This is a genomic window from Cupriavidus sp. 291-E7, assembly GCF_057798835.1.
Genome location: NZ_JBYOJV010000018.1, coordinates 63,555 through 88,642, shown reverse-complemented (window position 1 = coordinate 88,642; position 25,088 = coordinate 63,555). Strand labels below are relative to the sequence as shown.

The following is a 25,088-nucleotide window of genomic DNA, read 5'->3' as shown; positions in this document are numbered from 1 at the left end:
ATGCGCGGGGTGCTACCTATGCTGCAGTGCATCACAGAATTGCACGCGGTGGTGAGAAGCACAAGGAGGGAGAGATATGCGCATGTCGTGCGCGGTGCCGTCACGGCTCAATATTCTTGCGCGTGATCTGCTGTTCGTGCTTTGCATGAACACGGTGATCGCCGTCAGCCTCAACTATGGCTTCCAGACCGGCGGCACGCTGGTGCAGAACTTTGTCTACAGCCAGCTGATAGGGTTGGCCATCTGGACGCTCATCGACATTCCCCGTGTACTGATCTGGTGGAACGACCGCCCGCGCCGTTGGCCGTTCATGTGCCTGGCCGTGGTGGCGGTGCCGCTTGGCGTGGTACTGGGCAGCTGGTGCACGCGAGAACTGCTGAACCTGCCCGAGAAATCGGCCGCGGCCACCGGCGACATGCTGCGCATGTGCCTGATCGTCGGCATGCTGGCTTCGGCCAGCATGATCTATTTCTACTGGTCCCGTGAAAAGCTGGCCTACCTGGAACGCCAGGCCGCGCTGGATGCCCTGCAGCGCGAAGAGGCCGAAAAACAGCTCGTGCGTGCGCAACTGATGGCGCTGCAAGCGCAGATCGAGCCGCACTTCCTGTTCAATTCGCTGGCCAACCTCGACGGGCTGATCGCCACCGATCCGCGCGCGGCGCGCCAGCTGCTGCAGCGGCTGATCGGCTTTCTGCGTATGTCGCTGTCGCACACGCGGGCCGAGCATTGCACGCTGGCGCAGGAGTTCGAGCTGCTGCGCAGCTACCTCGACATCCAGGGCATGCGCTTTGGCGCCCGGCTCGACTACGAGATCGATCTGCCGCCCGCGCTGGCCGATGCCGAGATCCCGCCGATGCTGATTCAGCCCCTGGTGGAAAACGCCGTCACGCACGGCATTGAACCGTGCATGCGCGGCGGCAAGATCGTGCTGTCCGCACGCCAGGCCGAGGACGGCAGCCTTCAGGTGCTGATTGCCGATACCGGCGTGGGCTTCTGCCAGAGCGGCAAGAGCGGTTCCGGCCTGGGGCTGACCCATGTGCGGGAGCGGCTGGCGCGGATTTTTGGTGCTTCGGCCACCATGCAGATGGAAGAGAACGCGCCGCGCGGCGTGGTGGTGCGGTTGATGCTGCCGCTCACGCGCAGCACCGAGCCGACGATAGCGCCGATGCGCCCCGTGCCCGAGGCGCGCCCGGCGACGCACGCACCCGTGGCCCCAGCGATTTCCCGCACCTGACGCCTTATGTCCCCAACCCTGCTGATCGCCGACGACGAGGCGCTGCTCGCGCGCGTGCTCGAATCCGAACTGAAGGCGCTGTGGCCCGAAGCCACGATCTCCGCCGTGGTGCACGACGGCATGGCCGCGCTCGATGCCGCGCGCGCGCATCAGCCCGACGTGGCCTTTCTGGACATCCGCATGCCCGGCATGAGCGGCATGGACGTGGCGCGCGAACTGATCGAGTTCGACCGGCCGCCGCTGGTGGTGTTTGTCACCGCCTATGACCAGTTCGCGCTGGAAGCCTTCGAACGCGCCGCGGTGGACTACGTGCTCAAGCCGGTGCAGCACGAGCGGCTGGAAGCCACGGTGGGCAGACTGAAGGCCCGACTGAGCGCCAAGGCTGCCGAGGCTGAAGAACCCGAGGAAGCCAACGATCCCGCCGTTGCCGATATTGGCACGATGGTCGACACGGACCGGCTTGCGCAACTGCTGCAGCGGCTGGAGTCGCTCGACAAGCCGGCAGCGGCCGCGCGCGGCCAATACCTGCGTTTCATCAAGGCCCTGGTGGGGCAGGAAGTGCGCATCATTCCGGTGGACGAGGTGGTTTATCTGGAGGCCACCGACAAGTACGTAAACGTCGTGTCGACCAGCGGGGAGGCGTTGATCCGCACAAGTCTGCGGGAGCTTACGCAGCAGCTCGATCCTGACCGCTTCTGGCAGATTCACCGTGGCACGGTCGTGAATATCGACTGCGTGGCCAGCGCCGTGAATCAGTCACTGGGACGGTTGTCGCTGAAACTGCGAGATCGTACCGAATCGCTGCCCGTTGCCAGGCAGTACGCGCACCTGTTCAAGCAGATGTGATGTCATGCACCACGGTGGGGTGCCGTGGTGCAGCGATTCCGTTGCTGCTCTGCTTCCTCTAACATGAGTTTTTTCATCAGCAGAGGATGGCGCAATGCATCGCGTGTTTGTCTACGGCACCCTGCGTGCCGGCGAGGTCAACGATCTGAATCGTGCGGCCGAACGTCATGGCATCGAGTCCGCGACGCTGGTCGGCACGGCGCACATCGCCGGCCGGCTCTATGACTTTGGCACGTATCCGGGCCTGGTGCTCGATGCCACCGCAGGCCCCGTCGCGGGCGATATCTACGATATTCCCGAAGCCTTGCTGCCGGTGCTGGACGAGATCGAGGAGGTCTATCCGGGACAGGCCACGCTATTCGTCCGCGAGACGCAGCCGGTGATGTTCGATGGCGCGCCGGTTGACTGCCTGTTGTATCCGGTGGCCAATAGCGCGGTGGCTGGCCTCGCCCGTATCGATAGCGGTGACTGGGTGGCCTATCGCCGCGCGCGCGATACGGCGGCGGCTGCCTGACGCAGTACGTGTGTCGTCGGAGGCGGCCGATTTTTCATGATGCGGAATGATGTTTTGTTCCGCAAAAATACAGGGGGCTGGGGCACCGGTTCCATTTCTCATCATGAAAGATTACGTGCCGCATCGTGAAATATTTTTCGTAAATCATTGATTAATAATAAATAAAAAACCATATCCCAATCGCAATCGGTGCTTGTTGCAACGCGGGAAGTTTCCCTACACTCTTATATAAGACACATGACTTGAGACGCAAAAAACACAGCGTCCGGTCACCCGAAAAGCAGCAGTCGGGCTGTGTCACCGATTTCCACGCCATCTCGAAATCGTTACCAGGAGAGTGACCATGACGACGCGCCAAGAACAGATCGACGCCCTGCAAAAAGACTGGGATACCAACCCCCGCTGGAAGGGGGTGCAACGTCACTTCACGGCCGAAGACGTGGTGCGCTTGCGCGGTTCGGTCCAGATCGAGCACACGCTGGCTCGCCGCGGTGCCGAGAAGCTCTGGCACCTGCTGAACACCGAGCCGTTCGTCAACACGCTGGGCGCGCTGACCGGCAACCAGGCCATGCAACAGGTGAAGGCCGGCCTGAAGGCCATCTACCTGTCGGGCTGGCAAGTTGCCGGCGATGCCAACCTGGCCGGCGAAATGTATCCGGACCAGTCGCTGTATCCGGCGAACTCGGTGCCGATGGTCGTCAAGCGCATCAACAACACGTTCCAGCGCGCTGACCAGATCCAGTGGAGCGAAGGCAAGGGCGACACCGACTTCTTCGCGCCGATCGTGGCCGATGCCGAAGCCGGTTTCGGCGGCGTGCTGAATGCCTTCGAACTGATGAAGTCCATGATCGAAGCGGGCGCCTCCGGCGTGCACTTCGAAGACCAGCTCGCCTCGGTGAAGAAGTGCGGCCACATGGGTGGCAAGGTGCTGGTGCCGACCCGCGAGGCCGTGGCCAAGCTGACTGCCGCGCGTCTGGCCGCCGACGTGTCGGGTACGCCGACGCTGGTGATCGCCCGTACCGATGCCGAAGCGGCGGATCTGCTGACCTCGGACGTCGATGAGCGCGATCAGCCGTTCCTGACCGGCGAGCGCACCGTGGAAGGTTTCTACCGCACCCGGCCCGGCATCGACCAGTCGATCGCCCGTGCACTGGCCTACGCGGAAGTGGCGGACCTGGTGTGGTGCGAAACCGGCAAGCCGGACCTGGAATTCGCAAAGAAGTTTGCCGATGCCGTGCACGCCAAGTTCCCGGGCAAGATGCTGGCCTACAACTGCTCGCCGTCGTTCAACTGGAAGAAGAACCTCGACGACGCCACGATTGCCAAGTTCCAGCGCGAGCTGGGCGCGATGGGCTACAAGTTCCAGTTCATCACGCTGGCTGGCTTCCACTCGCTGAACTACTCGATGTTCAACCTGGCCTACGGCTACGCCCGCAACCAGATGTCGGCCTTCGTGGAATTGCAGGAATCGGAATTTGCTGCCGCGGAGAAGGGCTTCACCGCCGTCAAGCACCAGCGCGAAGTGGGCACCGGTTACTTCGACGCCGTGACGCAGACCATCGAAGGCGGCCAGTCGTCGACGACCGCGCTGAAGGGTTCGACCGAAGACGAACAGTTCTTCGACAAGAAGGTGGCCTGAGCCTTCAGAACGGAAAGGGGAATCGGGGACGGCGCACGACCATTGCGCCGTCAGTTTGGTACCGCGCCGTGTCATCCACGGCGCGGGTTTTTTCCAGAGGTGCCCGGACCGCGGTCCGGGCGCTTGTGGAAAGACCTATCTGTAGACGATGACTGGAATGTCGGTATGCGTGAGCACCTTCTGGGTTTCGCTGCCGAGCAGCAGGCCTGACAGCCCGCGCCGGCCGTGCGACGCCATGAAGATCACGTCGCAGCCATGACGTTCCGCCGCGTCGATGATGCCGAGGTAGGGCACCGCGAAAGTGGTCATGTCGGCGTCGAACGGCAGGCCCTGCGCAACGGCGGCCGCCTCGATTTCCTTCAGGTACAGCTTGGCCTGGTTCTCGATGCGTTCCTTGAACGCCTGCGGGGCCTCGACCACGATTTCGCTGAAGGGCGTGTACGGATATTCCTCAAGGCAGACGTAAGCGGTGACGCGGGCGCCAATCACCTTGGCCAATTCCAGGCCGCCGTCGATAGCCTTCTTGGACAGCTCCGAACCGTCGGTGGGCAGCAGGATGTGCTTGAACATACCGGACCTCCTTTCACGAGTGGGAACGGGGGCAGGCCAGAGGGCGCCTGTCTGATTGGATTGTAGTCAGTGTGGAGTGTGCGCCATTGCGAAATATCAAGATTGTGCGATGCCGTACGTTTCGCTCACGGCAGGTGCATCAGGCAACCACCGCGTGGACTTCGGCGGCCGCGCTGCTTGGCGCCTGCTCCGCGCGGCGCCAGTAGGCCGGATTGCCATAGGTGTTCTTGAGATGGTCGATGAACAGCCGCACGCGCAGCGGCAGGTGCTTGCGCTGGGGAAAGACGGCATGGATGCCGATCGGGGGCGCCTGGTATTCGTCGAGCACCGTCACCAGGCGGCCGCTGACGATTTCCTGGCCGACTTCCCACCAGGAGCGCCAAGCCAGGCCGTGGCCCTGCAGGCACCAGGCGTGGAGCACCGCACCATCGGTGCATTCCATGTTGCCGCCCACCTTGACGGTGATGGCGCGGCCGTCCTGCTGGAACACCCAGCCGCGCTGCACGTTGGCGCTGGCCCCGAAGGCCAGGCAGTTGTGGCGCGACAGGTCTTCCGGCAACTGCGGTGTGCCGGCGCGGGCCAGGTATTCGGGCGATGCCACGACCACGCGGCGGTTTTCGGCCAGGCGGATCGATACCAGGCTCGAATCGGGCAGGTCGCCAAGCCGGATGGCGCAGTCGAATCCTTCGTTGACCAGGTCGACCACGCGGTCGGACAGGTCGAGCGTGAGGGTGACGTCGGGGTGCGACTCGATGAACAGCGGCACCAGCGGCGCAACGTGCTTGCGGCCAAAACCGGCCGGCGCGGTCACGCGCAGGTGGCCGCTGGCCTTGACGCCGCCGGCGGAGACGCTGGCTTCGGCATTGTGGAGATCGTTGAGGATGCGCTGGCAGTCTTCCAGGAAGGCGGAGCCTTCGAAGGTCAGCGTGATCTTGCGCGTGGTGCGCACCAGGAGTTTCACGCCAAGCCGCTCTTCCAGGGCATCGATGCGGCGCCCGATGATGGCGGGTGCCACGCCTTCGGCGGCAGCGGCAGCGGAAAGGCTGCCACGTGACGCCACCGATACAAAAGTCTCCAGTTGCTTGAAATGATCCACGGATGTTAGCTCGGTTGTACACGAGTCTTGATGGGGATGGCCAAGATTAGTAGTGCAAAAGTAAAAGATCAAGTGACAGTGACCCTATTTGCCGCACTGCAGCGCATCACTAGAATTCCATGCATTCAGTCGTGTACAGGTCCATTCAATCCCTGGCGTTTTGAGAGATGAACAAAATCCGCGCTGTTGTTTTCGATGCCTACGGCACGCTGTTCGACGTCTACTCGGTCACGGCGCGCGCGGAACAGCTGTTCCCGGGCAAGGGTGAGGCGTTGGCGCTGCTGTGGCGCGAGCGCCAGATCGACTACACGCGGCTGCGCTCGCTGGCGGCGCCCGATGGCGCGCGCTACAAGCCGTTCTGGGACATCACGATCGATGCATTGCGCTATGCGGCAGACCGGCTGGAACTGAAGCTGGACGACAACGCCCAGGCCCAGTTGCTCAAGGAATACGCATGCCTGTCGGCGTTCCCGGAAAACCTGGCGGCGCTCAAGCGACTGCGCCGCGCCAACCTGCCGCTGGGCATCCTGTCCAACGGCAATCCGGAGATGCTCGACATCGCGGCGAAGAGCGCGGGCATGCATGGACTGTTCGATCACGTGCTGTCGGTCGACGCCGTGAAGCAATACAAGACCGCGCCGGCCGCGTACGCGCTGGGCCCGAAGGCCTTTGACCTGCCGGCGGCCAACATGCTGTTCGTGTCGTCGAACTGTTGGGACGCGTGCTGCGCCACCTGGTTTGGCTACACCACTTTCTGGATCAATCGTGCCGGCCATCCGGTGGAGCGCCTGGACGTGGCGCCTACCGGCACCGGGCATGACATGAACGACCTGCTTGCTTTCGTTGCCGCCTCGGGCGTAACGGTCTGACAAGCCAGGCCTCCCTTAATACACCATCGCACCTACAGGAGAAGACTGATGGCTATCACGCTGCCCGCGGGCATGAAGATTACCGGCGAGATCCTGCCGGCCTACGAAGACATCCTCACGCCGGAAGCTCTGGCCCTGGTAGACAAACTGCACCGCGCCTTCGAGCCGCGCCGCCAGGAATTGCTGGCCGCCCGCGTGGAACGCGCGAAGCGCCTGGATGCCGGCGAGCTCCCCGATTTCCTGCCGGAAACGAAGAACATCCGCGAGGGCGACTGGAAGGTTGCCCCGGTGCCCAAGGCACTGGAATGCCGCCGCGTGGAAATCACCGGCCCGGTCGAAGCCAAGATGGTGATCAACGCCTTCAACTCGGGCGCTGACAGCTACATGACCGACTTCGAGGATTCGAACACCCCGAACTGGCACAACCAGATGCAGGGTCAGGTCAACCTGAAGGCCGCCGTGCGCCGCACGCTGACGCTGGACAGCAACGGCAAGCACTACAAGCTCAACGACAAGATCGCCACGCTGCAGGTGCGCCCGCGCGGCTGGCACCTGGACGAAAAGCACGTCACGATCGACGGCAAGCGCATCTCGGGCGGCATTTTCGATTTCGCGCTGTTCCTGTTCCATAACGCAAAGGAACAGATTGCTCGCGGCGACGGCCCGTTCTTCTACCTGCCGAAGATGGAAAGCCATCTGGAAGCGCGCCTGTGGAACGACGTCTTCGTGATGGCCCAGAAGGAAGTTGGCCTGCCGCAGGGCACGGTCAAGGCCACGGTGCTGATCGAGACGATCCTGGCCGCGTTCGAAATGGAAGAAATCCTGTACGAACTGCGCGACCACAGCGCTGGCCTGAACGCTGGCCGCTGGGATTACATCTTCTCGTGCATCAAGAAGTTCAAGGTGGACAAGAACTTCTGCTTGGCGGATCGCGCCAAGGTGACGATGACCGCGCCGTTCATGCGTTCGTATGCGCTGCTGCTGCTGAAGACGTGCCACAAGCGCGGCGCGCCCGCCATCGGCGGCATGAGCGCGCTGATTCCGATCAAGAACGATCCGGAGAAGAACGCCATCGCGATGGAAGGCATCATCAGCGACAAGCGCCGTGACGCCACTGACGGCTACGACGGTGGCTGGGTGGCCCACCCGGGCCTGGTCGAGCCGGCGATGAAGGAATTCGTGGCCGTGCTGGGCGACAAGCCGAACCAGTTCGAGAAGCAACGTCCGGACGTGGAAGTGAAGGGCGCCGACCTGCTGGACTTCAAGCCGGAAACGCCGATCACGGAACATGGCCTGCGCATGAACATCAACGTCGGCATCCACTACCTGGGCGCCTGGCTGGCTGGCAATGGCTGCGTGCCGATCCACAACCTGATGGAAGATGCCGCCACGGCCGAGATCTCGCGCTCGCAGGTCTGGCAGTGGATCCGCTCGCCGAAGGGCAAGCTCGAGGACGGCCGCAAGGTCACCGCCGAGCTGGTGCGCGCGCTGATTCCGGAAGAACTGGCCAAGGTCAAGGAAGTGGCCGGCAGCGGTCCGACCTATGACCGCGCCGCAAAGATCTTCGAACAGATGTCGACGTCGGAAGACTTTGCCGAATTCCTGACGCTGCCGCTGTACGAGGAAGTCTGAGGATTCAAGGACGCGCCTTGCGTCCTTGTGTTGTCTCCCCCTCCCGCCCAGCGGGAGCGGGGCGGGAGCGGGGCGGGAGAGGGTGCCGGGGGTTCAGGCCGCGATCTGTCCCGGCGTGACCCGCCGGCCCTCTCTCCCCCTCTCCCTATCTTCTATTCCCTCTGCCTCCTGCACAGCCGGGAGCAGGGTGCATCGCCCTCAAGCGCCATTGCGCGCGCCGTAGCCGTTCCCCTTCCATTCGATAAAACACAGTCCGTGCCCGAACGGATCTGACAGCATCGCCTGGCGTCCCCAGTCGAACTCGCGTGGCCAGTCCTCGATCTCCGCGCCGGCGCTGAGCGCCCGTTCGATGGCCGGTTCGAGCGATTCCACCACGAAATCCAGGTGTACCGGGGTCCAGTGCCGCGCATAGTCGCGCCGGGTGTCGGCCCGGGTGGTGGCGACCGATCCGGGCGCCTTGGCCAGCAGATACACCGGCGCGCAGGCACCGTGCAATTCGGCCACGGTACCGTCGAACAGCTTGCGGTTGAGCCGCAATCCCAGTCCTGCCTCATAGAAGCCGATGCCACGTTCGAGGTCATCGACGTCGATGTTGATCAACAAATCCATGCCTGCCTCCTGAGCGTTCGTCCGGCGCCTGCGTCTGGCCAGCCGCTCCTGACGGCTCCTGACGCTCACCTGACACCGGGCGAGCATTGTGCGCCCTGGCTCCTGACAAAAGCTGTCAGGAGTGATGTGCTGGAATCGTCCGACACCGGGCGGACAACGGCACGCGGGAGGCCCCATAATACGGAAACCTACGAATTGGAGATTCAAGTTGCGCTTCGAACACCTGGTGGAAATCAATGACCCAGGCAACCCCACGCTGGAGCCGCTGACGGCCGACCAGCTCTGGCAGGGCCTCGTGTTGCGGGCGGAATCGCCGGAGCTGTTCATGCTGGGGCTGGACGGCGCCGAGATCGTCGCGCGGGGCGATGGCTGGATCGAGCGCGTGCTGCACTTCGGCAAGGCCAAAGTCAGCGACCGGGTGGTCTATGAACCGCGCCGTGCCGTGCGTTACGAGTCGGCGGCCACGGCGGAGCACGCTGGCGGCACGCTGACGATGAGCATCGAGACGCCTACGCCGAGCGCGCTGCTGGTGCGCTTTATCTACGAGACGACGATGCCGAATGTCGACGCCAGCGGCGACGACCGCTACGCCGAGATCGTCAAGTCCGCCTATCACGAGGCGGACCTCGACACCGTCCGCAAGATCCGCGAGATTGCATCGACCGGGCGGCTCGGGTGAATCGAGAATCCACTGCGCCGGCAAGTACCGGCAGCGGGGACGATCCGGGAGGAGACGAACCAAGGGGTAGCGGCCCGACGCGCGCCGAGCTGCGCGCGCGCTACGGCGACCGCCTGCGCTGGCTGATCCTGGTCACGCTGATGCTGGGCGCGATGTCGTCGATCATGTCGTCGACCATCGTCAATGTGGCCATTCCCGACCTGAGCCGCCATTTCGTGCTTGGCCAGGAGCGCGCCCAATGGGTGGCGGCAAGCTTCATGATCGCCATGACGATGTCGATGCTGCTGACCCCCTGGCTGCTGAACCGCTACGGGCTGCGGCGCACGTTCATCGGCACGCTGTTACTGCTGGGCTGCGGCGGACTGATCGGCGGTTTCTCGCCGACGTTCGGCGTGATGCTGGCCATGCGCGTGGCCGAGGGCATTGCCGCCGGCATCATGCAGCCACTTCCGAACATTTTCATTCTGCGCGCGTTCGACGAGCGCGAGCAGGGCCGGGCCATGTCGCTGTTCGGCTTTGGCGTGGTGCTGGCGCCCGCCATCGGCCCGAGCCTGGGCGGATTTCTTGTCGAGCTGTTCGGCTGGCGCTCGATCTTTTTTGTCGTGGTGCCACTGACGCTGGCGGGCTGGTGGATGGCACGGCGCTATATGGCCGTGGATTCCGCGATGATCGGCGAACGCAAGCCGCTGGACTGGCGTGGCCTGGCGCTGGTGGGAGTGGCCACCGTGAGCCTGCTCAACGGGCTGGTGGCCATGCGCAACAGCGCGGGCGAAGGCGTCGGGCTGGCGATCTTTGGCGTGGTCATGCTGGCTGTCTTCGTGGCATGGCAACTGCGCGCGCCAGATCCGCTGATGAACATGCGGCTCTACAGCTATCGCCAGTTCTCGGCCGGCGCCATCGTTGGGTTTATCTACGGCGCGGGCCTGTTCGGATCGACCTACCTGCTGCCGGTCTATATGCAGACGGCGCTGGCCTACACACCGTCCGCGGCGGGCCTGGTCCTGATGCCGGCCGGCATCGCGCTGGCCGTGACGATCGCCGTGGCTGGCCGCCTGACGAGTCGAATACTGCCGTACAAGCAGGTGTCGTTCGGACTGGCGCTGCTGGCGGGGTCGTTCCTGCTGATGGCGACGGGATCGATGGCCACGCCGTATCTGCTGATCGTGCTCTACGCGGTGATCGGCCGGATCGGGCTGGGCTGCATCCTGCCGTCACTGACGCTGGGATCGATGCGCGGTGTGGATTTCTCGTTGATTGCGCAGGGGTCGAGCTGTATCAACTTTCTGCGCCAGCTTGGCGGCGCGATTGGCGTGAGCCTGGCAGGCGTCGGCCTTGAATGGCGCCTGGCCGAGCACGGCGTGATGCTGGGCGCGAGCGGCCAGGTTGCCGAACAGGCCGTGCAGGCCGCCCGCATTCGCGCTTTCGATGAAACGTTCCTGGCCGTGGGCGTGGTGATCGCCACGGCCATGCTGGCCGCGTGGCGCATCCGCCCGCGGCCGGTGCCCGGAAGCTAGGCCGCGCGAAGCAGGTCGCGGTGTTGCATCAGAAACTGTTCAACACCGCATGCCTCGCGGCCAGTCAGCCGCTGGAAATCGTGGCTGACTGACTTCATCGCACCTTGCGCCATGCCGCGCGCCAGATAGACGAGGATGCCCGCCATCGGCTGACTCATGCCATCGGCGACAAAGCCGGCGAGCAGCGCGTCTGGCGATACCTCTTCGACCTCGATACTTGCGCCAAGGCACACGTGCATGATGCGCGCGAGTTCCACGGGGGACACCGAGCGCGGCCCGGTGATATCCAGGACCGCGCCGCCCCGGCCAGATAGCAGCGCGCATGCGCCGGCCAGCGCGCAGTCCGCCCGCGCCACGTAGGCAGCGCCTGCGTGGGCATCGAGCGTCCTGAGCACGCCCGTGACGAGCGCCCGCTGAACCGTGGGCAGCAACATTTCCATATAGAACGCATGGCGCAGCACCGTGTGGTCCACGCCGGTTTCGCGCAGCGCGCGTTCCGTCGTGGCGTGATCCGCTGCCAGCGCCGCCAGGGCCGAGTCTTCGGCAGCGAGGAACGACGAATAGACGATATGCGCGACGCCGGCTGCGCGCGCGGCATCGATCGCGTGTCGATGCTGCTGTACGCGGCGCGGCCCGGTATGTTCGGCCGCGGTGCTGGTCAACAGCATGCGTTGCGCGCCCGAGAATGCGCTGGCAAGCGTTGAAGGCGTATCGAAGTCGGCGTGCCGGATATCCAGGCCGCGATCGGCCAGGTCCCGCGCGCGTGCCGGCGTGCGCGTGGTACCGATCAGGTGCGAGGGGTGGTGGTGCTCAAGAAGATGGCTGGCCGCGAGCCGGCCGTAGTGTCCGGACACGCCGGTCACCAGAAGACGATTCTTTGTCTGCATGACTTTTCCTTGCGACATGGGCGCGGCCACGGCGACCATCGGGCGGCCGTGGCACGCGTGTCCGGCACGCGTGACATGCACGCGCACCGGGCGGGAAAGGCTGAAAGTCCCTAGCGGGACGCAAGGAAGACCGATGTCATGTGGCGCATGGTAACGCGACCGTTGCGCGGCGCCTACCTGCCTTCACGCGCCTGACACATGCACGCCACACGCTACGCGTCGAGGCGTGCAGCAACGATTCCGGCAATGCGGTGAAGGGCATCGCATTGGCACACCTGTTCCGTCGCTCGCGCTTCATCCATCCCACTCAGCGAGCGAAAAAATGAAACAAATGATGAAAGGCTCCCAGGCCCGCGCGGCGCAACTGCTGCTCGCGCTGCTCGGCAGCCTGGCGCTTGCCGCATGCGGCGGCGACGATGACAACAATGCAGCAGCCACGCCGCCGGCTCAGTCCACGCCGGCAACCCCGACCGCGCTCAAGACGCTCGATGGCAATCCGCCGCTGGTGATCGGCCATCGCGGCCTGCCGGGGCTGTATCCCGAGGAGACCCAGGTCTCGTACGAAGGCGCGGCCGATGCAGGCGCCGATTCACTGGAAGAAGACGTGCATCTGAGCAAGGATTGCATGCTCGTGGTGCGCCACAACCCCTGGCTCAGCGATAACACCAACGTTGCCGAGGTGGCAAAAACCAATGCCGCCGTGGCCGCGCGCAAGCGTACCGTGCCGGGCGTGCGCGTGCCGGTGTCCTGGGCGACGACGCCCACGAGCGGCCCGTCGTCCTACCTGACCGATCTCACCAATCCGTCCGATCCGACGTCGGTGCTCAGGTCGCTGATCGTCGATGGAGAGGACCACACCAACGACTGGTCGATCACCGATTTCACCGCGGCCGAGCTCAAGTCCTGGATTCGCGGCACGACTTACGACGCCAAGGACGTACGCCCAACCGCGCTGAATGGCGTGTTCCCGATCCTGACGCTGCAGGAGGTCTACGATATCGCGCGCGCCAAATCGGCCGTTAGCGGCAAGACGTTCACGATCTACCCCGAGGCCAAGAATCCGTACTGGAACAACCAGCAGGCCATTGCGAATGGCTGCGGCGCCGCGGGTACGCGGCCGTTCGAGGACGCCATCGTCAAGTTCGTCACCGACAACAACCTCAACAGCAAGACCGCGCCGATCCTGCTGCAGAGCTTTGACCCCGAGAGCCTCAAGTACATGCGCACGAAGGGCGTGCAGGCGCGCATGGTGCAGCTGGTGGACGGTAACGCCGTCAACTACCAGACCGGTGAAATGATCTACCAGACCAACGACGACTATGCGTTTGTCGACGGCCGTCCGTACAGCTGGACCATCCACGGCGACCCGCGCTGGTTTGGCGACATGCTGACGCCGGCTGGCCTGGCCGAGATCAAGACCTACGCCGACGGCATCGGGCCGTGGAAGCCGCAGGTCTTTGCCTGGAAGGTCTCGCCGTGGAAGGCCACCAATGCCGACGGTACGCCTTTCACCCCGGCGCTGGCCGATGTGAACTCGGTGGAGCCAACGAGCCTGATCGCCGATGCCCACAAGGCCGGCCTGTTCGTGCATCCGTACACATTCCGGAATGAGGCGCGCTATCTGCCGGGCAAGTACAAGGGCGACCCGGTGGCTGAGTACCTGGATGCGTTCCGCGCAGGCGTGGATGGCGTGTTTTCGGATTTCGCCAATACCGCCGTGGCGGCACGTGCGCAGTATCTGAAGGAAACCGGCCGCTAAGCTGGTCGCGTGATTCGATGAGGGAAGGGCGCCCGTATGGGCGCCTTTTTTACTGCAGCGTGGGCAGATCGGTGCGCTGGTAGCAGACGCCGGCAAGAAATCCGGCCAGCGTGGACGCCGCTTCACGGCCGGAAGGGCGTGACTGAATGGCGGACGCCGCGAACTCGGTCAGCGCCACCATCGCGGGCGATGGCGGGTTGCCGCCTTCGAACAGGGCGCGCTTTGCGCTGTAGCCGTGGGTACGCATGTCAACGGCAGCCGACATCGCCGTCGCGGCATAGACCGCGCACGACTTGTAGCGCACGGGATCATAGGCGGGTGCGACGGGCTGGGCGGGCGTGGCCGGGGCGCGCGGCGCGGCCATCGGGGCCGTCGACAGCATCAGCGCGCAAGCGCAGGCCAGCACGTGGAATGTCTTCATGTCTTCCTGGGAAACGACACCATTGCGGATAGTCTGCTTATCGGCAGGAAGAGCCAGGTGCTGAACATCTATCGTGCGGGCACTCCGGCCGTGTGGCATATCCGCCGCGGCCGGCACCGCAAGGCCGGGCGTCAGCTGGCGCGGCCAGCCACCAGGTCGCCTACCAGTTCGATGTACTTCTGCTTGGCGTCGTCCTGGCTGGTGCCTTTGAGCGCCTCCCAGGCTTCGAACTTGTAGCGGCCGACGAAATCGGTCATGCCGGGCTTGTCGCCGTGGGCATCGCCTTCGGCACCCTGCTTGTACAGCGCGTACAGACGCAGCAGCGTCATGTTGTTCGGGCGTTCGGTCAGCGTCTTGACGTCGGTTTGGGCCTGGTCGAATTGGGCCTGCAGGTCGCTCATGGGGTCTCCGGTGTGGCAATGAGATAACAGGGGCGATGATAAGCGCGGCCGGTGCGCGTTTCGCTGCAAAAAAACCGAGGAAGCCTTCGGTTAGGGCGCTCGTACGGGGGACGACTGCGTGCCGTCGCCAATACTGCTTTGCCCCGGCAGCGGATACAATCGCTGCCATGTCCTGGATTCTTGCTGTCGAGACCTCCACAGAGTGGTGTTCCGTCGCACTCGGGCGCGCCACCTCCGATGGCGCCATCGAGTGTTTCTACCGTCATGAGCACACCGGCGCGCGTTCGTCGTCGCGCGTGCTGCCGGCCGCCGGCGAGGTGCTGGCCGAAGCCGGCATTCGCCTGGCCGATTGCGCCGCGATCGCCTTTGGCGCCGGCCCCGGTTCCTTCACCGGGCTGCGCACCGCCTGCGGCGTGGCGCAGGGGCTGGCTTTCGGTGCCGATCTGCCCGTCATTCCGGTCAACGTGCTGATGGCCTGCGCGGAAAGTGTACGCACCGGCACGCCGGCACTGCCGCCGGGCACACCGGTGCTGGTGGCGCTCGACGCGCGCATGGACGAAGCCTATGCCGCCACATTCCGCTGGGACGCGGCCTCGGGCGAATGGGCGACGGACGATGCAATGCACGTTGGCGCGCCTGAAGCGGTGGCCGCTCCTGCCGGCGAGTTCTGGCTGGCGGGCAATGCCGCCACGGTGTTCGGAGACCGGCTGGCCGTGGCCGCGCGTGCGGGCCGTACGATTCCGGAAGCCATGCCGGACGCGCGCGCCCTGGTGTCGATTGCCCAGCGCGCCCTGGCGCGCGGCGAGACGATTCCCGCCGCCGACGCCATGCCGATCTACGTGCGCGACAAGGTCGCCCAGACCATCGCCGAGCGCGAAGCAGTTGCCGCGGCCAAGGCTGCGGCGCTGGCCGCGCAGGGAGACGCCGCATGAGCGCCGCCTTGTTGCCCGCGGAGCGCCCCGACTGGCCGGCCGTGCCCCTGATGCCGGCGTTGCCGCAGGGCTGGGCGCTGGATCATATGAGTGCGCGCGATCTGCCCGCCGTGGCCGAGATCGAGCAACGGGCGTACAGCCACCCGTGGACGCGCGGCAACTTTGAGAATTCGCTCAAGGCGGGCCATTTCGGCCTGACCCTGCGCGATCCGTCGACGGCACTGATTGGCTACGCGATGCTGATGCCGGTGGTCGACGAGATGCATCTGCTCAATATCACGATCGATCCCGTGCACCAGCGGCAGGGCTATGGACGGCTGCTGCTGGCCATCGCGCTGGCGACGTCGCACGCGCATCATCTGCATACGATGCTGCTGGAAGTGCGGCCGTCGAACCTTGGTGCGCTTGCGCTGTATCTGGAAGCCGGGTTTGCTGAGATTGGCCGCCGCAAGGGCTATTACCCGGCGACGGCCCTGGGCCGCGAGGACGCCCTGGTGCTGCGCCGCGTCTGGCCGGCCAGCGATGACGGAGAATCCGCATGAACCGCCGTGCGATGTTCCTGGAGGCCCTGGGAATTCCCGCCGAATGGGTGCTGCGCCATGCCGCGCCCGCCGACGCCGTTGCAGAGGAAGCGATGGCGGAAGTGGCCGTCGTGGAAGCGGTGTCCGCTGCCGAATCGGTCGCTGAATCGGTCGCCGAAGCCCAGCCCGTTGCAAGGTCCGTCGAAGCGCCGGCCGCAATCGCCGCAATCGAGGCGAGGGCGGAGACCGATGCCAGCGAGGCTGAAGCCGACCACGCCCTCGAACTGGCCGAGACGGTGGAGGCATTCGATGCGCCGAACCCGGCCCGTCCCGCCGCTCCCGCTACGCCACAACCGGTGCCGCGCCTGCCCGAGCACGCGGGCCGGGAAGCCGCCATCGCCGAAATGGCCTGGCCCGTGCTGGCCGACAGCGTATCCGGCTGCACGGCCTGCGGCCTCTGCGACTCGCGGACCAATACCGTGTTCGGCGTGGGTGACCAGCAGGCCGAATGGATGCTCGTGGGCGAAGCGCCGGGTGAGAACGAGGATCTGCAGGGCGAGCCGTTCGTCGGCCAGGCCGGCAAGCTGCTCGATAACATGCTGGCCGCGCTGGACCTGGCACGCGGGCGCAATGTCTACATCGCCAACGTGCTCAAATGCCGTCCGCCGGGCAATCGCAATCCCGAGCCGGATGAAGTGGCGCAGTGCGAACCCTATTTGAAGCGCCAGATCGCGCTGATCAAGCCGAAGGTCATCGTGGTGCTGGGCCGGTTCGCGGCGCAGTCTCTGCTGCGTTCGACCACGCCGATCGGCAAGTTGCGCGGCACCGTGCACAGCTACGAGGGAATTCCCGTGGTGGTGACTTACCATCCGGCGTACCTGTTGCGTACGCTGACCGACAAGGCGCGGGCCTGGGAAGACCTGTGCCTGGCACGCGAGGTACATGATCGTGCGGGAGCTCAAGCCTGATCTCGCGCAGTTGACGCCGCCGGGCGGCTGTACGCCGGCCGGCGCGGACGCTTTGCCGCTCTGGTGCCGTGCCGCTTCGCAGCGGGCGCGCGACCTGGCGTGGTGTTCGCTATCCCCCGCGCTGCTTTCCCGGCTTCCCGATGCTTATCTGGACGGGCCGGCACGTCTGGCGCGATGGCCGGCAGGTACGCAGGCCGCCTGGCAGGCATGGCTGTCCCGGGCCGATCCGGCCGGGCTGCCCGAAACGATTGCCGAACTCAGCGGGCATCCCGATCCGTCCGGCAGCCGCAGCCTGCGGCTGGGCCGCCACGCCGAGAGACTGCTCCACTTCGCGCTTCAGCATATGCAGGGGGTCGACCTGCTGGCCGCCAACGTGCCCATCCGGCGTGCGAACGGTCATGGCATCCAGACGCTGGGTGAACTCGACGTGGTCTGGCGCGACCCGGCCGCCGCTTCCACGGTGCATTGGGAGATGGCCGCCAAGTTCTATCTGAACGTCGAAGGCGTGGCGGGCGACCGCGCGTTCGTCGGCCCCAACCTCGTAGACCGTCTGGGCGACAAGCTCGATCACATCGTGCGGCGCCAGCTACCGCTCGGCCGTACCGCCGAAGCGCAGGCCATCATGGGCCATCCGGTGGATCGCAGCGAGGTCTATCTGCTGGGCTGGCTGTTCTACCGCGAAGGCGTCGTACCGGCTGGGCTGGACACCCTGGGCATCGCGCCGGACCACCTGCACGGCTGGTGGAGCACGCTCGATAGCTGGCACGCCAGGGCATCCAGTGCGGCAAGGGCGCAGGTGCGCTGGTGCAGGCTGCCAAGGACCGACTGGCTGTCCGGTGCGCGTGTGCCCGAGAGCGCCACGGAGACGTGGGGTGAACTGCGCGCCGCGCTGGCCGAACGGTTTGCCGATCCGGTGCACGCATGGCGCCGCGAGGCCCCTGTCATGGTTTGCGAACTGGTTCAGGCGGAAGATGCGCCCGGCATCTGGCGCGAATGCTCGCGCGGCTTTGTGGTACCGGACGACTGGGAGGCGCGCGCCGCAGCGAGGGCCGCGGCGCCTTGACGGTGCGTGGCGCCTGAAGCGCCACGAGGGCGGCCTAGTGGTGTTTGTCCTCGCCGATCATCGCCAGCGAGTTGTAGACCTTGACGTTGTGCTTGTGCAGGCGCATGACCAACAGCATGGTCGCCACGATGAACAGTCCAAGCGCGACGATCACAAAGCCGATGGGCACGTTCAGCTTGATCAGCAGCGCGTACAGGCACAGCATCAGCAGCACGGAAACGTTCTCGTTGAAATTCTGCACCGCGATCGAATGGCCGGCCGACAGCAGCACATGGCCACGGTGCTGAAGCAGCGCATTCATCGGTACGACGAAGTAGCCCGACATGGCTCCCACGATCATCAGGAACAGGTAGGCGATAGCCATGTGCAGCGGCATGGCCATGCCCATCAGGTCGAGCGTCACGGCCGGCATGGTGTCCTTGGTATAGAACGCCATCAGGATCACAGTGGCACCCATCGCCACGCCGAACGGCAGCACGGAAAGTGACCGGCGCAGCGGGATGCGCGCCGCGGCCATGATGGCGCCCACCGCCACCCCAACGGCCACCACGGCCTGGAGCAGCGCGCCCTGCGACAGATTCAGCCCGAGTGACTTCTCCGCCCACTTCAGCACGATGAACTGCAGCGTGGCGCCCACGCCCCAGAACAGCGTCGTCACGGCCAGCGAAATCTGGCCGAGCTTGTCGCGCCACAGTGCGATGAAGCAGTCGCCAAATTCGGCAATCAGCTTGACCGGGTTCTTTTCCTGCTGGGGATAGCGCGCGCCAGTGTCCGGAATGAACAAGTTGAAGATCGCGGCGATGAAATAGAACAGCATGATCACCACCATCGCCGCTTCGGCGGGGGTGTTGATGCCGGTGTCGACATAGGGCAGGTCGAAGCGCAACAGAATCGTCGACAGGTGTACCGAGATCAGCGCGCCGCCCACCACGGTGCCCAGGATGATCGAGCCGACGGTCAGGCCTTCGATCCAGCCATTGGCCATGACCAGTTTTTCCGGGGGCAGCAGTTCGGTGAGGATGCCGTACTTGGCCGGCGAATAGGCCGCCGCGCCAAAGCCGACCACGCCGTAGGCAAGCAGCGGGTGCAGCCCGAACATCATGATGGCGCAGCCAACGATCTTGATGGCATTGGTGATCAGCATCACCTTGCCCTTGGGCATCGAATCGGCGAAGGCGCCGACGAATGCCGCCAGCACCACATAGGACAACACGAAGAACAGCTTGAGCAGCGGAGTCATCCACTGCGGGGAATGCAATTCGGTCAGAAGGGCAATGGCCGCGATGAGCAGGGCATTGTCGGCCAGCGACGAAAAAAACTGCGCGGCCATGATCGTGTAGAAACCCTTCTTCATACCTTGGACTTTGTCTCCATCGCGGGCGTCCATCTGGACGGGCAAAAGTGCGCCGGCCGGAAGTGCCGTCGCTTGCAGGGAACCTGTTGCGCCTGCCGTGTCAAAGTGGGGCGGCGACGTTACTTTCGCGCGCCTGGCGGCTTGCCTGACCGTCATTGACATATTGCTTCTCTTTTAAAACATGGCCGTAGCGTCCGGCTTTATATCACGAATCCGCGACATTTCCGTACACCGGCGGACGCGCATTGGACAGTACATGCCCGGATGGATTCCCGGAACCGACCCCAGGATGTGGTCAAATATCGCCTGCGCGAGGGTGGCCTGGAGCGCCCGTGCAGGCGGATCCACGCCGGATGCCTGCTACCGCACAGTGTGTGCCACCTAAACGCCCGAATCCAGTGGGCTGTCGACCGGGTCTTCCCGAATCCGGTGCATGACAGCGTGCGTCAGCCCACATAAGTTGTCATAGCCATGCCAAGACCCATTCATGCAGTGATCCACCAGCCCGCGCTGGCCAACAACCTGGAAGTGGTACGCCGTTACGCCCCGACCGCCAATGTCTGGGCGGTCGTCAAGGCGAATGCCTACGGTCACGGCATCCGCCGCGCCTTTGCCGGCCTGAAGGCCACCGACGGCTTTGGCCTGCTGGACCTCAACGAGGCCGTGCTGGTGCGCGAACTGGGCTGGCAGGGGCCGATCCTGCTCCTGGAGGGATTCTTCCAGCCGCAGGATGTTCCCCTGATCGAGCAATACCGCCTGACCACGGCCGTCCACTGCGAGGAGCAGCTGCGCATGCTGGAGCTGGCCCGGCCCAAAGGCCCGCTGGCCGTCCAGCTCAAGCTCAATACCGGCATGAACCGGCTGGGATTCCGCCCCGCGCAGTATCGCGCGGCCTGGGAACGGGCCAGGACCATGTCGTTCGTGGGCAGCATCGCGCATATGACGCATTTTTCCGATGCCGACAGCCCGCGCGGTATCGCTCACCAGATCGAGGCGTTCGATGCGGCCACGGCCAACCTGCCGGGGGAGGCCAGCCTGTCCAACTCGGCGGCCGTGCTGTGGCACCCGTCGGCCCATCGCAACTGGGTACGGCCGGGTGTGATCCTGTATGGCGCCTCGCCAACGGGCCTGACCGCCGATATCGCGGATACCGGCCTGCAGCCGGCGATGTCCCTGCATAGCGAGCTGATCGGCGTCCAGGACCTGCAGCCCGGCGACACCGTCGGCTATGGCTCGATGTTCACGGCCGACCGCGCGATGCGCATCGGCGTGGTGGCTTGCGGCTATGCGGACGGCTACCCGCGCCATGCGGCGGGTTGGGGCGACAAGCGCGCCCCGGTGCTGGTCGACGGTGTGCGCACCGAACTCGTGGGCCGTGTGTCGATGGACATGATCTGCGTGGACCTGACCCCATGCCCCAAGGCCAAGGTCGGCTCGCCGGTGACCCTGTGGGGCCACGGATTGCCGATCGACGATGTGGCCGCCGCCAGCGGTACGGTCGGCTATGAACTCATGTGCGCGCTGGCGCCGCGCGTGCCGACCACCGTCGCCACGCTGACCACCGCCGATACCGCAGCCTGATGGCAAAAACCAAGACCGTCTATACCTGCACGGAATGCGGTGGCACCGCACCGCGCTGGGCGGGTCAGTGCCCGCAGTGCAACGCCTGGAACACGCTCGTCGAGACCGTGGCCGATTCCGGCTCGTCGGCCGCGCGGCGTTTCCAGCCGTTGGCGGCGTCGGCCGTGGTCCGCAAGCTGAGCGAGATCGAGGCGGCCGATGTGCCGCGCTTTACCACCGGCATCGATGAATTCGATCGCGTGCTCGGTGGCGGCCTGGTCGCGGGCGGGGTGGTGCTGATCGGTGGCGACCCCGGCATCGGCAAATCCACGCTGTTGCTGCAGACGCTGGCGAACCTCTCGGCCAACCGGCGCGTCCTCTATGTCAGCGGCGAGGAGTCGGGCGCCCAGATCGCGCTGCGTGCCAATCGTCTTGGGGTGGAAGCGGCCACGCTGGGCCTGCTGCCCGAGATCCAGCTGGAAAAGATCCAGGCCGCGCTGGAAGTGGACAAGCCCGAAGTGGCGGTCATCGATTCGATCCAGACGCTGTATTCGGAAGCCCTGACTTCGGCCCCCGGTTCCGTGGCCCAGGTGCGCGAATGCGCGGCGCAGTTGACGCGGATCGCCAAGAGCAGCGGCATCACGATCATCCTGGTTGGCCACGTGACGAAGGAAGGCAGCCTTGCGGGGCCGCGCGTGCTGGAGCACATCGTGGATACGGTGCTGTATTTCGAGGGCGATACCCATTCGTCGCACCGGCTGATCCGGGCTTTCAAGAACCGCTTTGGTGCCGTCAACGAGCTGGGTGTGTTCGCGATGACCGAGCGGGGTCTGCGCGGCATCAGCAATCCGTCGGCGCTGTTCCTGTCCCAGCACGAAGAGCAGGTGGCTGGCTCGTGCGTACTGGTGACCCAGGAGGGCACGCGCCCGCTGCTGGTGGAGGTGCAGGCGCTGGTCGATACGGCCAATGTCCCGAATCCACGCCGGCTGGCCGTGGGCCTGGAGCAGAACCGGCTGGCGATGCTGCTGGCCGTGCTGCACCGTCATGCGGGCATTGCCTGCTTCGACCAGGACGTGTTCCTGAACGCAGTGGGCGGGGTCAAGATCACCGAACCTGCCGCCGATCTGGCCGTGCTGTTGTCGATCCATTCGTCGATGCGCAACAAGCCGTTGCCGCGTGGGCTGGTGGTATTTGGCGAAGTGGGCCTGGCCGGCGAGATCCGTCCGAGCCCGCGCGGGCAGGAGCGGCTCAAGGAAGCTGCCAAGCTCGGCTTCACGAAGGCCGTGATTCCGAAAGCGAACGCGCCGAAGCAGCAGATCGACGGGCTGGAAGTCATCGCGGTGGACCGCCTGGAACAGGCGATCGACCGCGTGCGGTATCTGGACTGAAGCCATGACCGACGCTGCCCTGAATCCGGAGGACGCGGCGTCGGGATCGACGGCCCGTGGCAAACGTTCGCAGGCCGCCTACCAGACGCTGCGCGACGACATCTTTGCGTTCCGGCTGCTGCCCGGTGACCGATTTACCGAAAACGATGTCGCCGAACGGCTGGGCATCTCGCGCACGCCCGTGCGCGAGGCGCTGCAACGCTTGCAGGGCGATGGCCTGGTGCGTGGCTACTACCGCAATGGCTGGGAAGTGGTGCCGCTGGACCTGGGCCGTTTCGAGGCGTTGTACGAATTGCGCACGTTGCTGGAAACCCATGCCGTCACCCGGTTGTGCCAGCCCTCCCACGCGGCATGCCGTACTGCGTTGATCGCCACGCTCGACGCCACCTGGCGCGTGCCACGCGACCGGCGGCTTGCCGATGGCAATGCCGTGGCGCTGCTCGACGAGGCGTTTCACCTGGCTATCGTCGATGCGGCGGGCAACGCCGAGGCGGCCGCGGTGCATCAGCAGGTGACCGATCGCATCCGCATCATCCGCCGGCTCGACTTTGCGTTCGGCGAGCGGATCACGCTGACCTATGACGAACATGCCGCGATTCTGGCCGCATTGGCAGCGGCCGATGCCGAACAGGCAGTGGCCTTGCTGTCGACACACATCGAGGACGGCCGCGCCGAAGTCAGCCGCCTGACAATGGAGCGGCTCGAAGAGGCCCGCACCAGCTTCGTGCGACCGACCGAATCGGGTGCACCGGGGCGCCGCCGCCGGTTCGGCTGAGCCTGTCCGTTCTTGCGCGCGCGGCATGTCGCCGCGGCGTTCAATCTCCTGCTTTCCCTGTAGCCATGCGGCGTTGGCCGCCTCGCGCGCGCGTTCGGCGCTCGTAGGGTTGGCTATGGCATGGCTATTGCGACTGTCCCACGCAGGAAATTTATGTATACATAAATCGCGGGGCAGTCGTGACGTTTCACTTGAATCCGATCCGGGGCAGCCGGGGCATGGCCGTGGCGCCGCACGCGCTGGCATCGCAGAGCGCGCTTGCCGTGCTGCGCGAAGGCGGCAATGCCGTCGAGGCGATGGTTGCGGCAGCGGCCACGATCGCCGTGGTCTATCCGCATATGAACAGTCTCGGTGGCGACAGTTTCTGGCTGATCGGCCGACCGGGCGAGGCGCCGCGTGCGCTGGATGCCTGTGGCGCAGCCGCGGGAGCGGCGACCATTGCGCGCTACCGCGAGGCCGGCTTTGCCGCGATTCCCACGCGCGGCGGTATGGCGGCGAATACGGTGGCCGGCACCGTGTCAGGCTGGCAGGCGGCACTCGACTGGCAGCGCGACGCGCTGGGCGGGCGCCTGCCGCTGGCGCGGCTGCTGGCCGATGCCATCGATCATGCGCGCGACGGCGTGCCGGTTACCGATAGCCAGTCGGCGTGCGTCGCCGCCAAGGCCGGCGAATTGCAGGAAATTCCCGGGTTTGCGGAAACCTTTCTGGTCAACGGCGCGGCGCCCGCGCCAGGTAGCCGTTTCCGCCAGCCGCGCCTGGCCGCCACGCTCGAACAACTGGCGCGCGCAGGGTTGGGCGACTTCTATCAGGGGGATCTGGCCAGGCTGCTGGCCAGGGAACTGCAGCAGGTCGGCAGCCCGTTGACGGCTGCCGACCTGCACGCGCACCGCGCCACCTGGAAGGCGCCTCTGGCGCTGGCCCATTCGCACGGTACGGTCTACAACATGCCGCCCCCCACGCAGGGGCTGGTGTCGTTGCTGATCCTCGGGCAGCTCGACCGTATTCTCACGCCGGACATGGACCCGCTCGGCGCGGCTTTCGTCCATGCCTGCGTGGAGTCGACCAAGCAGGCGTTCCACGTGCGCGACCGGCATATCACGGATCCCGCCTATATGGAGATCGATCCGCGAGACCTGCTGGCGCCGCCGTGGCTGGACGCCGCCGCCGCGCGCATTCGCGCTGACGGCGTGCTGCCCTGGGGGCAGGGCATGGGGCCGGCCGACACGGTGTGGATGGGCGTGGTCGACGGTGACGGTGTGGCCGTCAGTTTCATCCAGAGCATCTATCACGAGTTCGGCAGCGGCATCGTGCTGCCGCGCTCGGGCGTGAACTGGCAGAACCGTGGTTGCAGCTTCGCGCTGGACCCGGCCGCGCGCAACCCGCTGATGCCGGGCCGCAAGCCGTTCCACACGCTGAACCCGGCAATGGCCAGGCTCAACGATGGCCGCACGCTGGTCTACGGAAACATGGGCGGCGACGGCCAGCCGCAATCGCAGGCGGCCGTGTTCTCGCGCATCGTCCATTTCGGCATGAACCCGCAGGCGGCCATCGACGCGCCGCGTTGGCTGCTGGGGCGCACCTGGGGCCAGACCAGCGACACGTTGAAGCTCGAAGCGCGCTTTCCGTCGGCGGTGGGGCCCGCGTTGCAGGCCCTGGGCCACGAGGTGGAGGTGCTGCGCCCCTATGACGAAGCGATGGGCCACGCGGGCGCCATCGTGCTGCAACCGGACGGCCTGTACCAGGGCGGCAGCGATCCGCGCAGCGATGGGGCGGTGGCTGCGTGGTAAGGCGGCCGGATTTCCGGCACCAGATTCCAACAAGGCGTGGCGCAGCACGGCCACGCGTCTCTCTCGAAGT

General features: G+C 65.4%; 24 protein-coding genes. 17 read left to right on the top strand and 7 right to left on the bottom strand.

All coding sequences use genetic code 11. The annotated features are described in order from the left end of the window. Window positions 1-76 precede the first annotated feature (76 nt). The 4 genes from AC3FLX_RS26220 to aceA all read left to right on the top strand — a co-directional run bounded on the left by AC3FLX_RS26220 (window position 77) and on the right by aceA (window position 4,233). Entirely contained in the window at window positions 77-1,234 is a 1,158-nt protein-coding gene (locus AC3FLX_RS26220; protein ID WP_488700262.1) for a sensor histidine kinase, read from the top strand. A gap of 6 nt (window positions 1,235-1,240) precedes the next feature. After that, on the top strand, window positions 1,241-2,080 hold the full coding sequence (locus AC3FLX_RS26215; protein WP_488700261.1) for a LytR/AlgR family response regulator transcription factor: 840 nt from the start codon (window positions 1,241-1,243) through the stop codon (window positions 2,078-2,080). A 94-nt stretch (window positions 2,081-2,174) separates the two neighbouring features. Further along, the gene (locus AC3FLX_RS26210) at window positions 2,175-2,594 is read left to right on the top strand and encodes a gamma-glutamylcyclotransferase family protein (protein WP_488700260.1); all 420 of its coding nucleotides are present in this window, start codon (window positions 2,175-2,177) and stop codon (window positions 2,592-2,594) included. A gap of 343 nt (window positions 2,595-2,937) precedes the next feature. After that, window positions 2,938-4,233 carry an isocitrate lyase gene (gene aceA, locus AC3FLX_RS26205; RefSeq protein ID WP_488700259.1) on the top strand — a complete coding sequence of 432 codons (1,296 nt, stop codon included), beginning with the start codon at window positions 2,938-2,940 and terminating at the stop codon, window positions 4,231-4,233. Window positions 4,234-4,368: 135 nt separating this feature from the next. Here the strand turns inward: aceA and AC3FLX_RS26200 are convergent, their stop codons facing one another. Further along, window positions 4,369-4,803, bottom strand: coding sequence for a universal stress protein (locus AC3FLX_RS26200; RefSeq protein ID WP_488700258.1), 435 nt, complete (start codon window positions 4,801-4,803; stop codon window positions 4,369-4,371). Between the two features lie 139 nt (window positions 4,804-4,942). Continuing rightward, window positions 4,943-5,899 (bottom strand): substrate binding domain-containing protein, encoded by a 957-nt coding sequence (locus AC3FLX_RS26195; RefSeq protein ID WP_488700257.1) that lies wholly within the window; start codon window positions 5,897-5,899, stop codon window positions 4,943-4,945. A gap of 167 nt (window positions 5,900-6,066) precedes the next feature. Here AC3FLX_RS26195 and AC3FLX_RS26190 point away from each other — a divergent pair, with 167 nt between their 5' ends. Together AC3FLX_RS26190 and aceB are read left to right on the top strand one after the other, a co-directional pair. After that, window positions 6,067-6,768 carry a haloacid dehalogenase type II gene (locus AC3FLX_RS26190; protein WP_488700256.1) on the top strand — a complete coding sequence of 234 codons (702 nt, stop codon included), beginning with the start codon at window positions 6,067-6,069 and terminating at the stop codon, window positions 6,766-6,768. A gap of 48 nt (window positions 6,769-6,816) precedes the next feature. Beyond that, the gene (aceB, locus tag AC3FLX_RS26185) at window positions 6,817-8,400 is read left to right on the top strand and encodes a malate synthase A (protein ID WP_488700255.1); all 1,584 of its coding nucleotides are present in this window, start codon (window positions 6,817-6,819) and stop codon (window positions 8,398-8,400) included. A gap of 198 nt (window positions 8,401-8,598) precedes the next feature. Here aceB and AC3FLX_RS26180 read toward each other — a convergent pair whose 3' ends face one another. Beyond that, window positions 8,599-9,009 carry a VOC family protein gene (locus AC3FLX_RS26180; RefSeq protein WP_488700254.1) on the bottom strand — a complete coding sequence of 137 codons (411 nt, stop codon included), beginning with the start codon at window positions 9,007-9,009 and terminating at the stop codon, window positions 8,599-8,601. Between the two features lie 208 nt (window positions 9,010-9,217). Between AC3FLX_RS26180 and AC3FLX_RS26175 the strand changes: the two genes are divergently transcribed. Together AC3FLX_RS26175 and AC3FLX_RS26170 are read left to right on the top strand one after the other, a co-directional pair. Beyond that, on the top strand, window positions 9,218-9,688 hold the full coding sequence (locus tag AC3FLX_RS26175) for an SRPBCC family protein (protein ID WP_488700253.1): 471 nt from the start codon (window positions 9,218-9,220) through the stop codon (window positions 9,686-9,688). Next, complete coding sequence (locus tag AC3FLX_RS26170; RefSeq protein ID WP_488700252.1) at window positions 9,685-11,202, top strand: DHA2 family efflux MFS transporter permease subunit; 1,518 nt, start codon at window positions 9,685-9,687, stop codon at window positions 11,200-11,202. The genes AC3FLX_RS26175 and AC3FLX_RS26170 overlap by 4 nt, the downstream gene beginning before the upstream one ends. Here AC3FLX_RS26170 and AC3FLX_RS26165 read toward each other — a convergent pair. After that, a complete protein-coding gene (locus tag AC3FLX_RS26165) occupies window positions 11,199-12,089 on the bottom strand; it encodes an NAD(P)H-binding protein (RefSeq protein ID WP_488700251.1) in 891 nt (296 codons plus the stop codon). The genes AC3FLX_RS26170 and AC3FLX_RS26165 overlap by 4 nt on opposite strands. Before the next feature lie 334 nt (window positions 12,090-12,423). Between AC3FLX_RS26165 and AC3FLX_RS26160 the strand changes: the two genes are divergently transcribed. Then, window positions 12,424-13,848: a glycerophosphodiester phosphodiesterase family protein gene (locus AC3FLX_RS26160; RefSeq protein ID WP_488700250.1), complete on the top strand. Its 1,425-nt coding sequence runs from the start codon at window positions 12,424-12,426 to the stop codon at window positions 13,846-13,848. Window positions 13,849-13,897: 49 nt separating this feature from the next. Here the strand turns inward: AC3FLX_RS26160 and AC3FLX_RS26155 are convergent, their stop codons facing one another. Further along, window positions 13,898-14,269, bottom strand: a complete 372-nt coding sequence (locus AC3FLX_RS26155; RefSeq protein WP_488700249.1) for a hypothetical protein — start codon at window positions 14,267-14,269, stop codon at window positions 13,898-13,900. A gap of 131 nt (window positions 14,270-14,400) precedes the next feature. Then, the gene (locus tag AC3FLX_RS26150; protein ID WP_488700248.1) at window positions 14,401-14,670 is read right to left on the bottom strand and encodes an acyl-CoA-binding protein; all 270 of its coding nucleotides are present in this window, start codon (window positions 14,668-14,670) and stop codon (window positions 14,401-14,403) included. Window positions 14,671-14,837: 167 nt separating this feature from the next. On the opposite strand from AC3FLX_RS26150, the gene tsaB reads away from it, so the two are divergent. From tsaB to AC3FLX_RS26130, 4 genes are read left to right on the top strand one after another with little or no spacing between them, the layout of a single operon-like run. Continuing rightward, window positions 14,838-15,602, top strand: coding sequence for a tRNA (adenosine(37)-N6)-threonylcarbamoyltransferase complex dimerization subunit type 1 TsaB (gene tsaB, locus AC3FLX_RS26145; protein WP_488700247.1), 765 nt, complete (start codon window positions 14,838-14,840; stop codon window positions 15,600-15,602). Continuing rightward, window positions 15,599-16,144 carry a ribosomal protein S18-alanine N-acetyltransferase gene (gene rimI, locus AC3FLX_RS26140; RefSeq protein WP_488700246.1) on the top strand — a complete coding sequence of 182 codons (546 nt, stop codon included), beginning with the start codon at window positions 15,599-15,601 and terminating at the stop codon, window positions 16,142-16,144. The genes tsaB and rimI overlap by 4 nt, the downstream gene beginning before the upstream one ends. Next, on the top strand, window positions 16,141-17,091 hold the full coding sequence (locus AC3FLX_RS26135; protein ID WP_488700245.1) for a uracil-DNA glycosylase: 951 nt from the start codon (window positions 16,141-16,143) through the stop codon (window positions 17,089-17,091). Before rimI ends, AC3FLX_RS26135 begins: the two co-directional genes overlap by 4 nt. Then, window positions 17,066-18,154, top strand: a complete 1,089-nt coding sequence (locus AC3FLX_RS26130; protein WP_488700244.1) for a DUF1853 family protein — start codon at window positions 17,066-17,068, stop codon at window positions 18,152-18,154. Before AC3FLX_RS26135 ends, AC3FLX_RS26130 begins: the two co-directional genes overlap by 26 nt. Before the next feature lie 34 nt (window positions 18,155-18,188). Here AC3FLX_RS26130 and lplT read toward each other — a convergent pair whose 3' ends face one another. Continuing rightward, complete coding sequence (lplT, locus tag AC3FLX_RS26125; RefSeq protein WP_488700243.1) at window positions 18,189-19,508, bottom strand: lysophospholipid transporter LplT; 1,320 nt, start codon at window positions 19,506-19,508, stop codon at window positions 18,189-18,191. Window positions 19,509-19,979: 471 nt separating this feature from the next. On the opposite strand from lplT, the gene alr reads away from it, so the two are divergent. The 4 genes from alr to AC3FLX_RS26105 all read left to right on the top strand — a co-directional run bounded on the left by alr (window position 19,980) and on the right by AC3FLX_RS26105 (window position 25,018). After that, window positions 19,980-21,089 (top strand): alanine racemase, encoded by a 1,110-nt coding sequence (gene alr, locus AC3FLX_RS26120; protein ID WP_488700242.1) that lies wholly within the window; start codon window positions 19,980-19,982, stop codon window positions 21,087-21,089. Beyond that, entirely contained in the window at window positions 21,089-22,456 is a 1,368-nt protein-coding gene (gene radA, locus AC3FLX_RS26115; RefSeq protein WP_488700241.1) for a DNA repair protein RadA, read from the top strand. Before alr ends, radA begins: the two co-directional genes overlap by 1 nt. Window positions 22,457-22,460: 4 nt before the next feature. Beyond that, the gene (locus tag AC3FLX_RS26110; RefSeq protein ID WP_488700240.1) at window positions 22,461-23,231 is read left to right on the top strand and encodes a GntR family transcriptional regulator; all 771 of its coding nucleotides are present in this window, start codon (window positions 22,461-22,463) and stop codon (window positions 23,229-23,231) included. Between the two features lie 218 nt (window positions 23,232-23,449). Then, complete coding sequence (locus AC3FLX_RS26105) at window positions 23,450-25,018, top strand: gamma-glutamyltransferase family protein (protein ID WP_488700309.1); 1,569 nt, start codon at window positions 23,450-23,452, stop codon at window positions 25,016-25,018. Window positions 25,019-25,088 lie beyond the last annotated feature (70 nt).

Excerpts from the sequence above, each read along its gene's own strand:
- AC3FLX_RS26215 (WP_488700261.1), top strand. The coding sequence starts at position 1,241 with ATGTCCCCAACCCTGCTGATCGCCGACGACGAGGCGCTGCTCGCGCGC.
- AC3FLX_RS26155 (WP_488700249.1), bottom strand. The coding sequence starts at position 14,269 with ATGAAGACATTCCACGTGCTGGCCTGCGCTTGCGCGCTGATGCTGTCG.
- AC3FLX_RS26200 (WP_488700258.1), bottom strand. The coding sequence starts at position 4,803 with ATGTTCAAGCACATCCTGCTGCCCACCGACGGTTCGGAGCTGTCCAAG.
- tsaB (WP_488700247.1), top strand. The coding sequence starts at position 14,838 with ATGTCCTGGATTCTTGCTGTCGAGACCTCCACAGAGTGGTGTTCCGTC.
- AC3FLX_RS26220 (WP_488700262.1), top strand. The coding sequence starts at position 77 with ATGCGCATGTCGTGCGCGGTGCCGTCACGGCTCAATATTCTTGCGCGT.
- AC3FLX_RS26165 (WP_488700251.1), bottom strand. The coding sequence starts at position 12,089 with ATGCAGACAAAGAATCGTCTTCTGGTGACCGGCGTGTCCGGACACTAC.
- AC3FLX_RS26190 (WP_488700256.1), top strand. The coding sequence starts at position 6,067 with ATGAACAAAATCCGCGCTGTTGTTTTCGATGCCTACGGCACGCTGTTC.
- AC3FLX_RS26105 (WP_488700309.1), top strand. The coding sequence starts at position 23,450 with ATGGCCGTGGCGCCGCACGCGCTGGCATCGCAGAGCGCGCTTGCCGTG.
- alr (WP_488700242.1), top strand. The coding sequence starts at position 19,980 with ATGCCAAGACCCATTCATGCAGTGATCCACCAGCCCGCGCTGGCCAAC.
- AC3FLX_RS26110 (WP_488700240.1), top strand. The coding sequence starts at position 22,461 with ATGACCGACGCTGCCCTGAATCCGGAGGACGCGGCGTCGGGATCGACG.
- lplT (WP_488700243.1), bottom strand. The coding sequence starts at position 19,508 with ATGAAGAAGGGTTTCTACACGATCATGGCCGCGCAGTTTTTTTCGTCG.
- AC3FLX_RS26160 (WP_488700250.1), top strand. The coding sequence starts at position 12,424 with ATGAAAGGCTCCCAGGCCCGCGCGGCGCAACTGCTGCTCGCGCTGCTC.
- aceA (WP_488700259.1), top strand. The coding sequence starts at position 2,938 with ATGACGACGCGCCAAGAACAGATCGACGCCCTGCAAAAAGACTGGGAT.
- radA (WP_488700241.1), top strand. The coding sequence starts at position 21,089 with ATGGCAAAAACCAAGACCGTCTATACCTGCACGGAATGCGGTGGCACC.
- AC3FLX_RS26180 (WP_488700254.1), bottom strand. The coding sequence starts at position 9,009 with ATGGATTTGTTGATCAACATCGACGTCGATGACCTCGAACGTGGCATC.
- aceB (WP_488700255.1), top strand. The coding sequence starts at position 6,817 with ATGGCTATCACGCTGCCCGCGGGCATGAAGATTACCGGCGAGATCCTG.
- AC3FLX_RS26130 (WP_488700244.1), top strand. The coding sequence starts at position 17,066 with ATGATCGTGCGGGAGCTCAAGCCTGATCTCGCGCAGTTGACGCCGCCG.
- AC3FLX_RS26150 (WP_488700248.1), bottom strand. The coding sequence starts at position 14,670 with ATGAGCGACCTGCAGGCCCAATTCGACCAGGCCCAAACCGACGTCAAG.
- AC3FLX_RS26135 (WP_488700245.1), top strand. The coding sequence starts at position 16,141 with ATGAACCGCCGTGCGATGTTCCTGGAGGCCCTGGGAATTCCCGCCGAA.
- AC3FLX_RS26210 (WP_488700260.1), top strand. The coding sequence starts at position 2,175 with ATGCATCGCGTGTTTGTCTACGGCACCCTGCGTGCCGGCGAGGTCAAC.
- rimI (WP_488700246.1), top strand. The coding sequence starts at position 15,599 with ATGAGCGCCGCCTTGTTGCCCGCGGAGCGCCCCGACTGGCCGGCCGTG.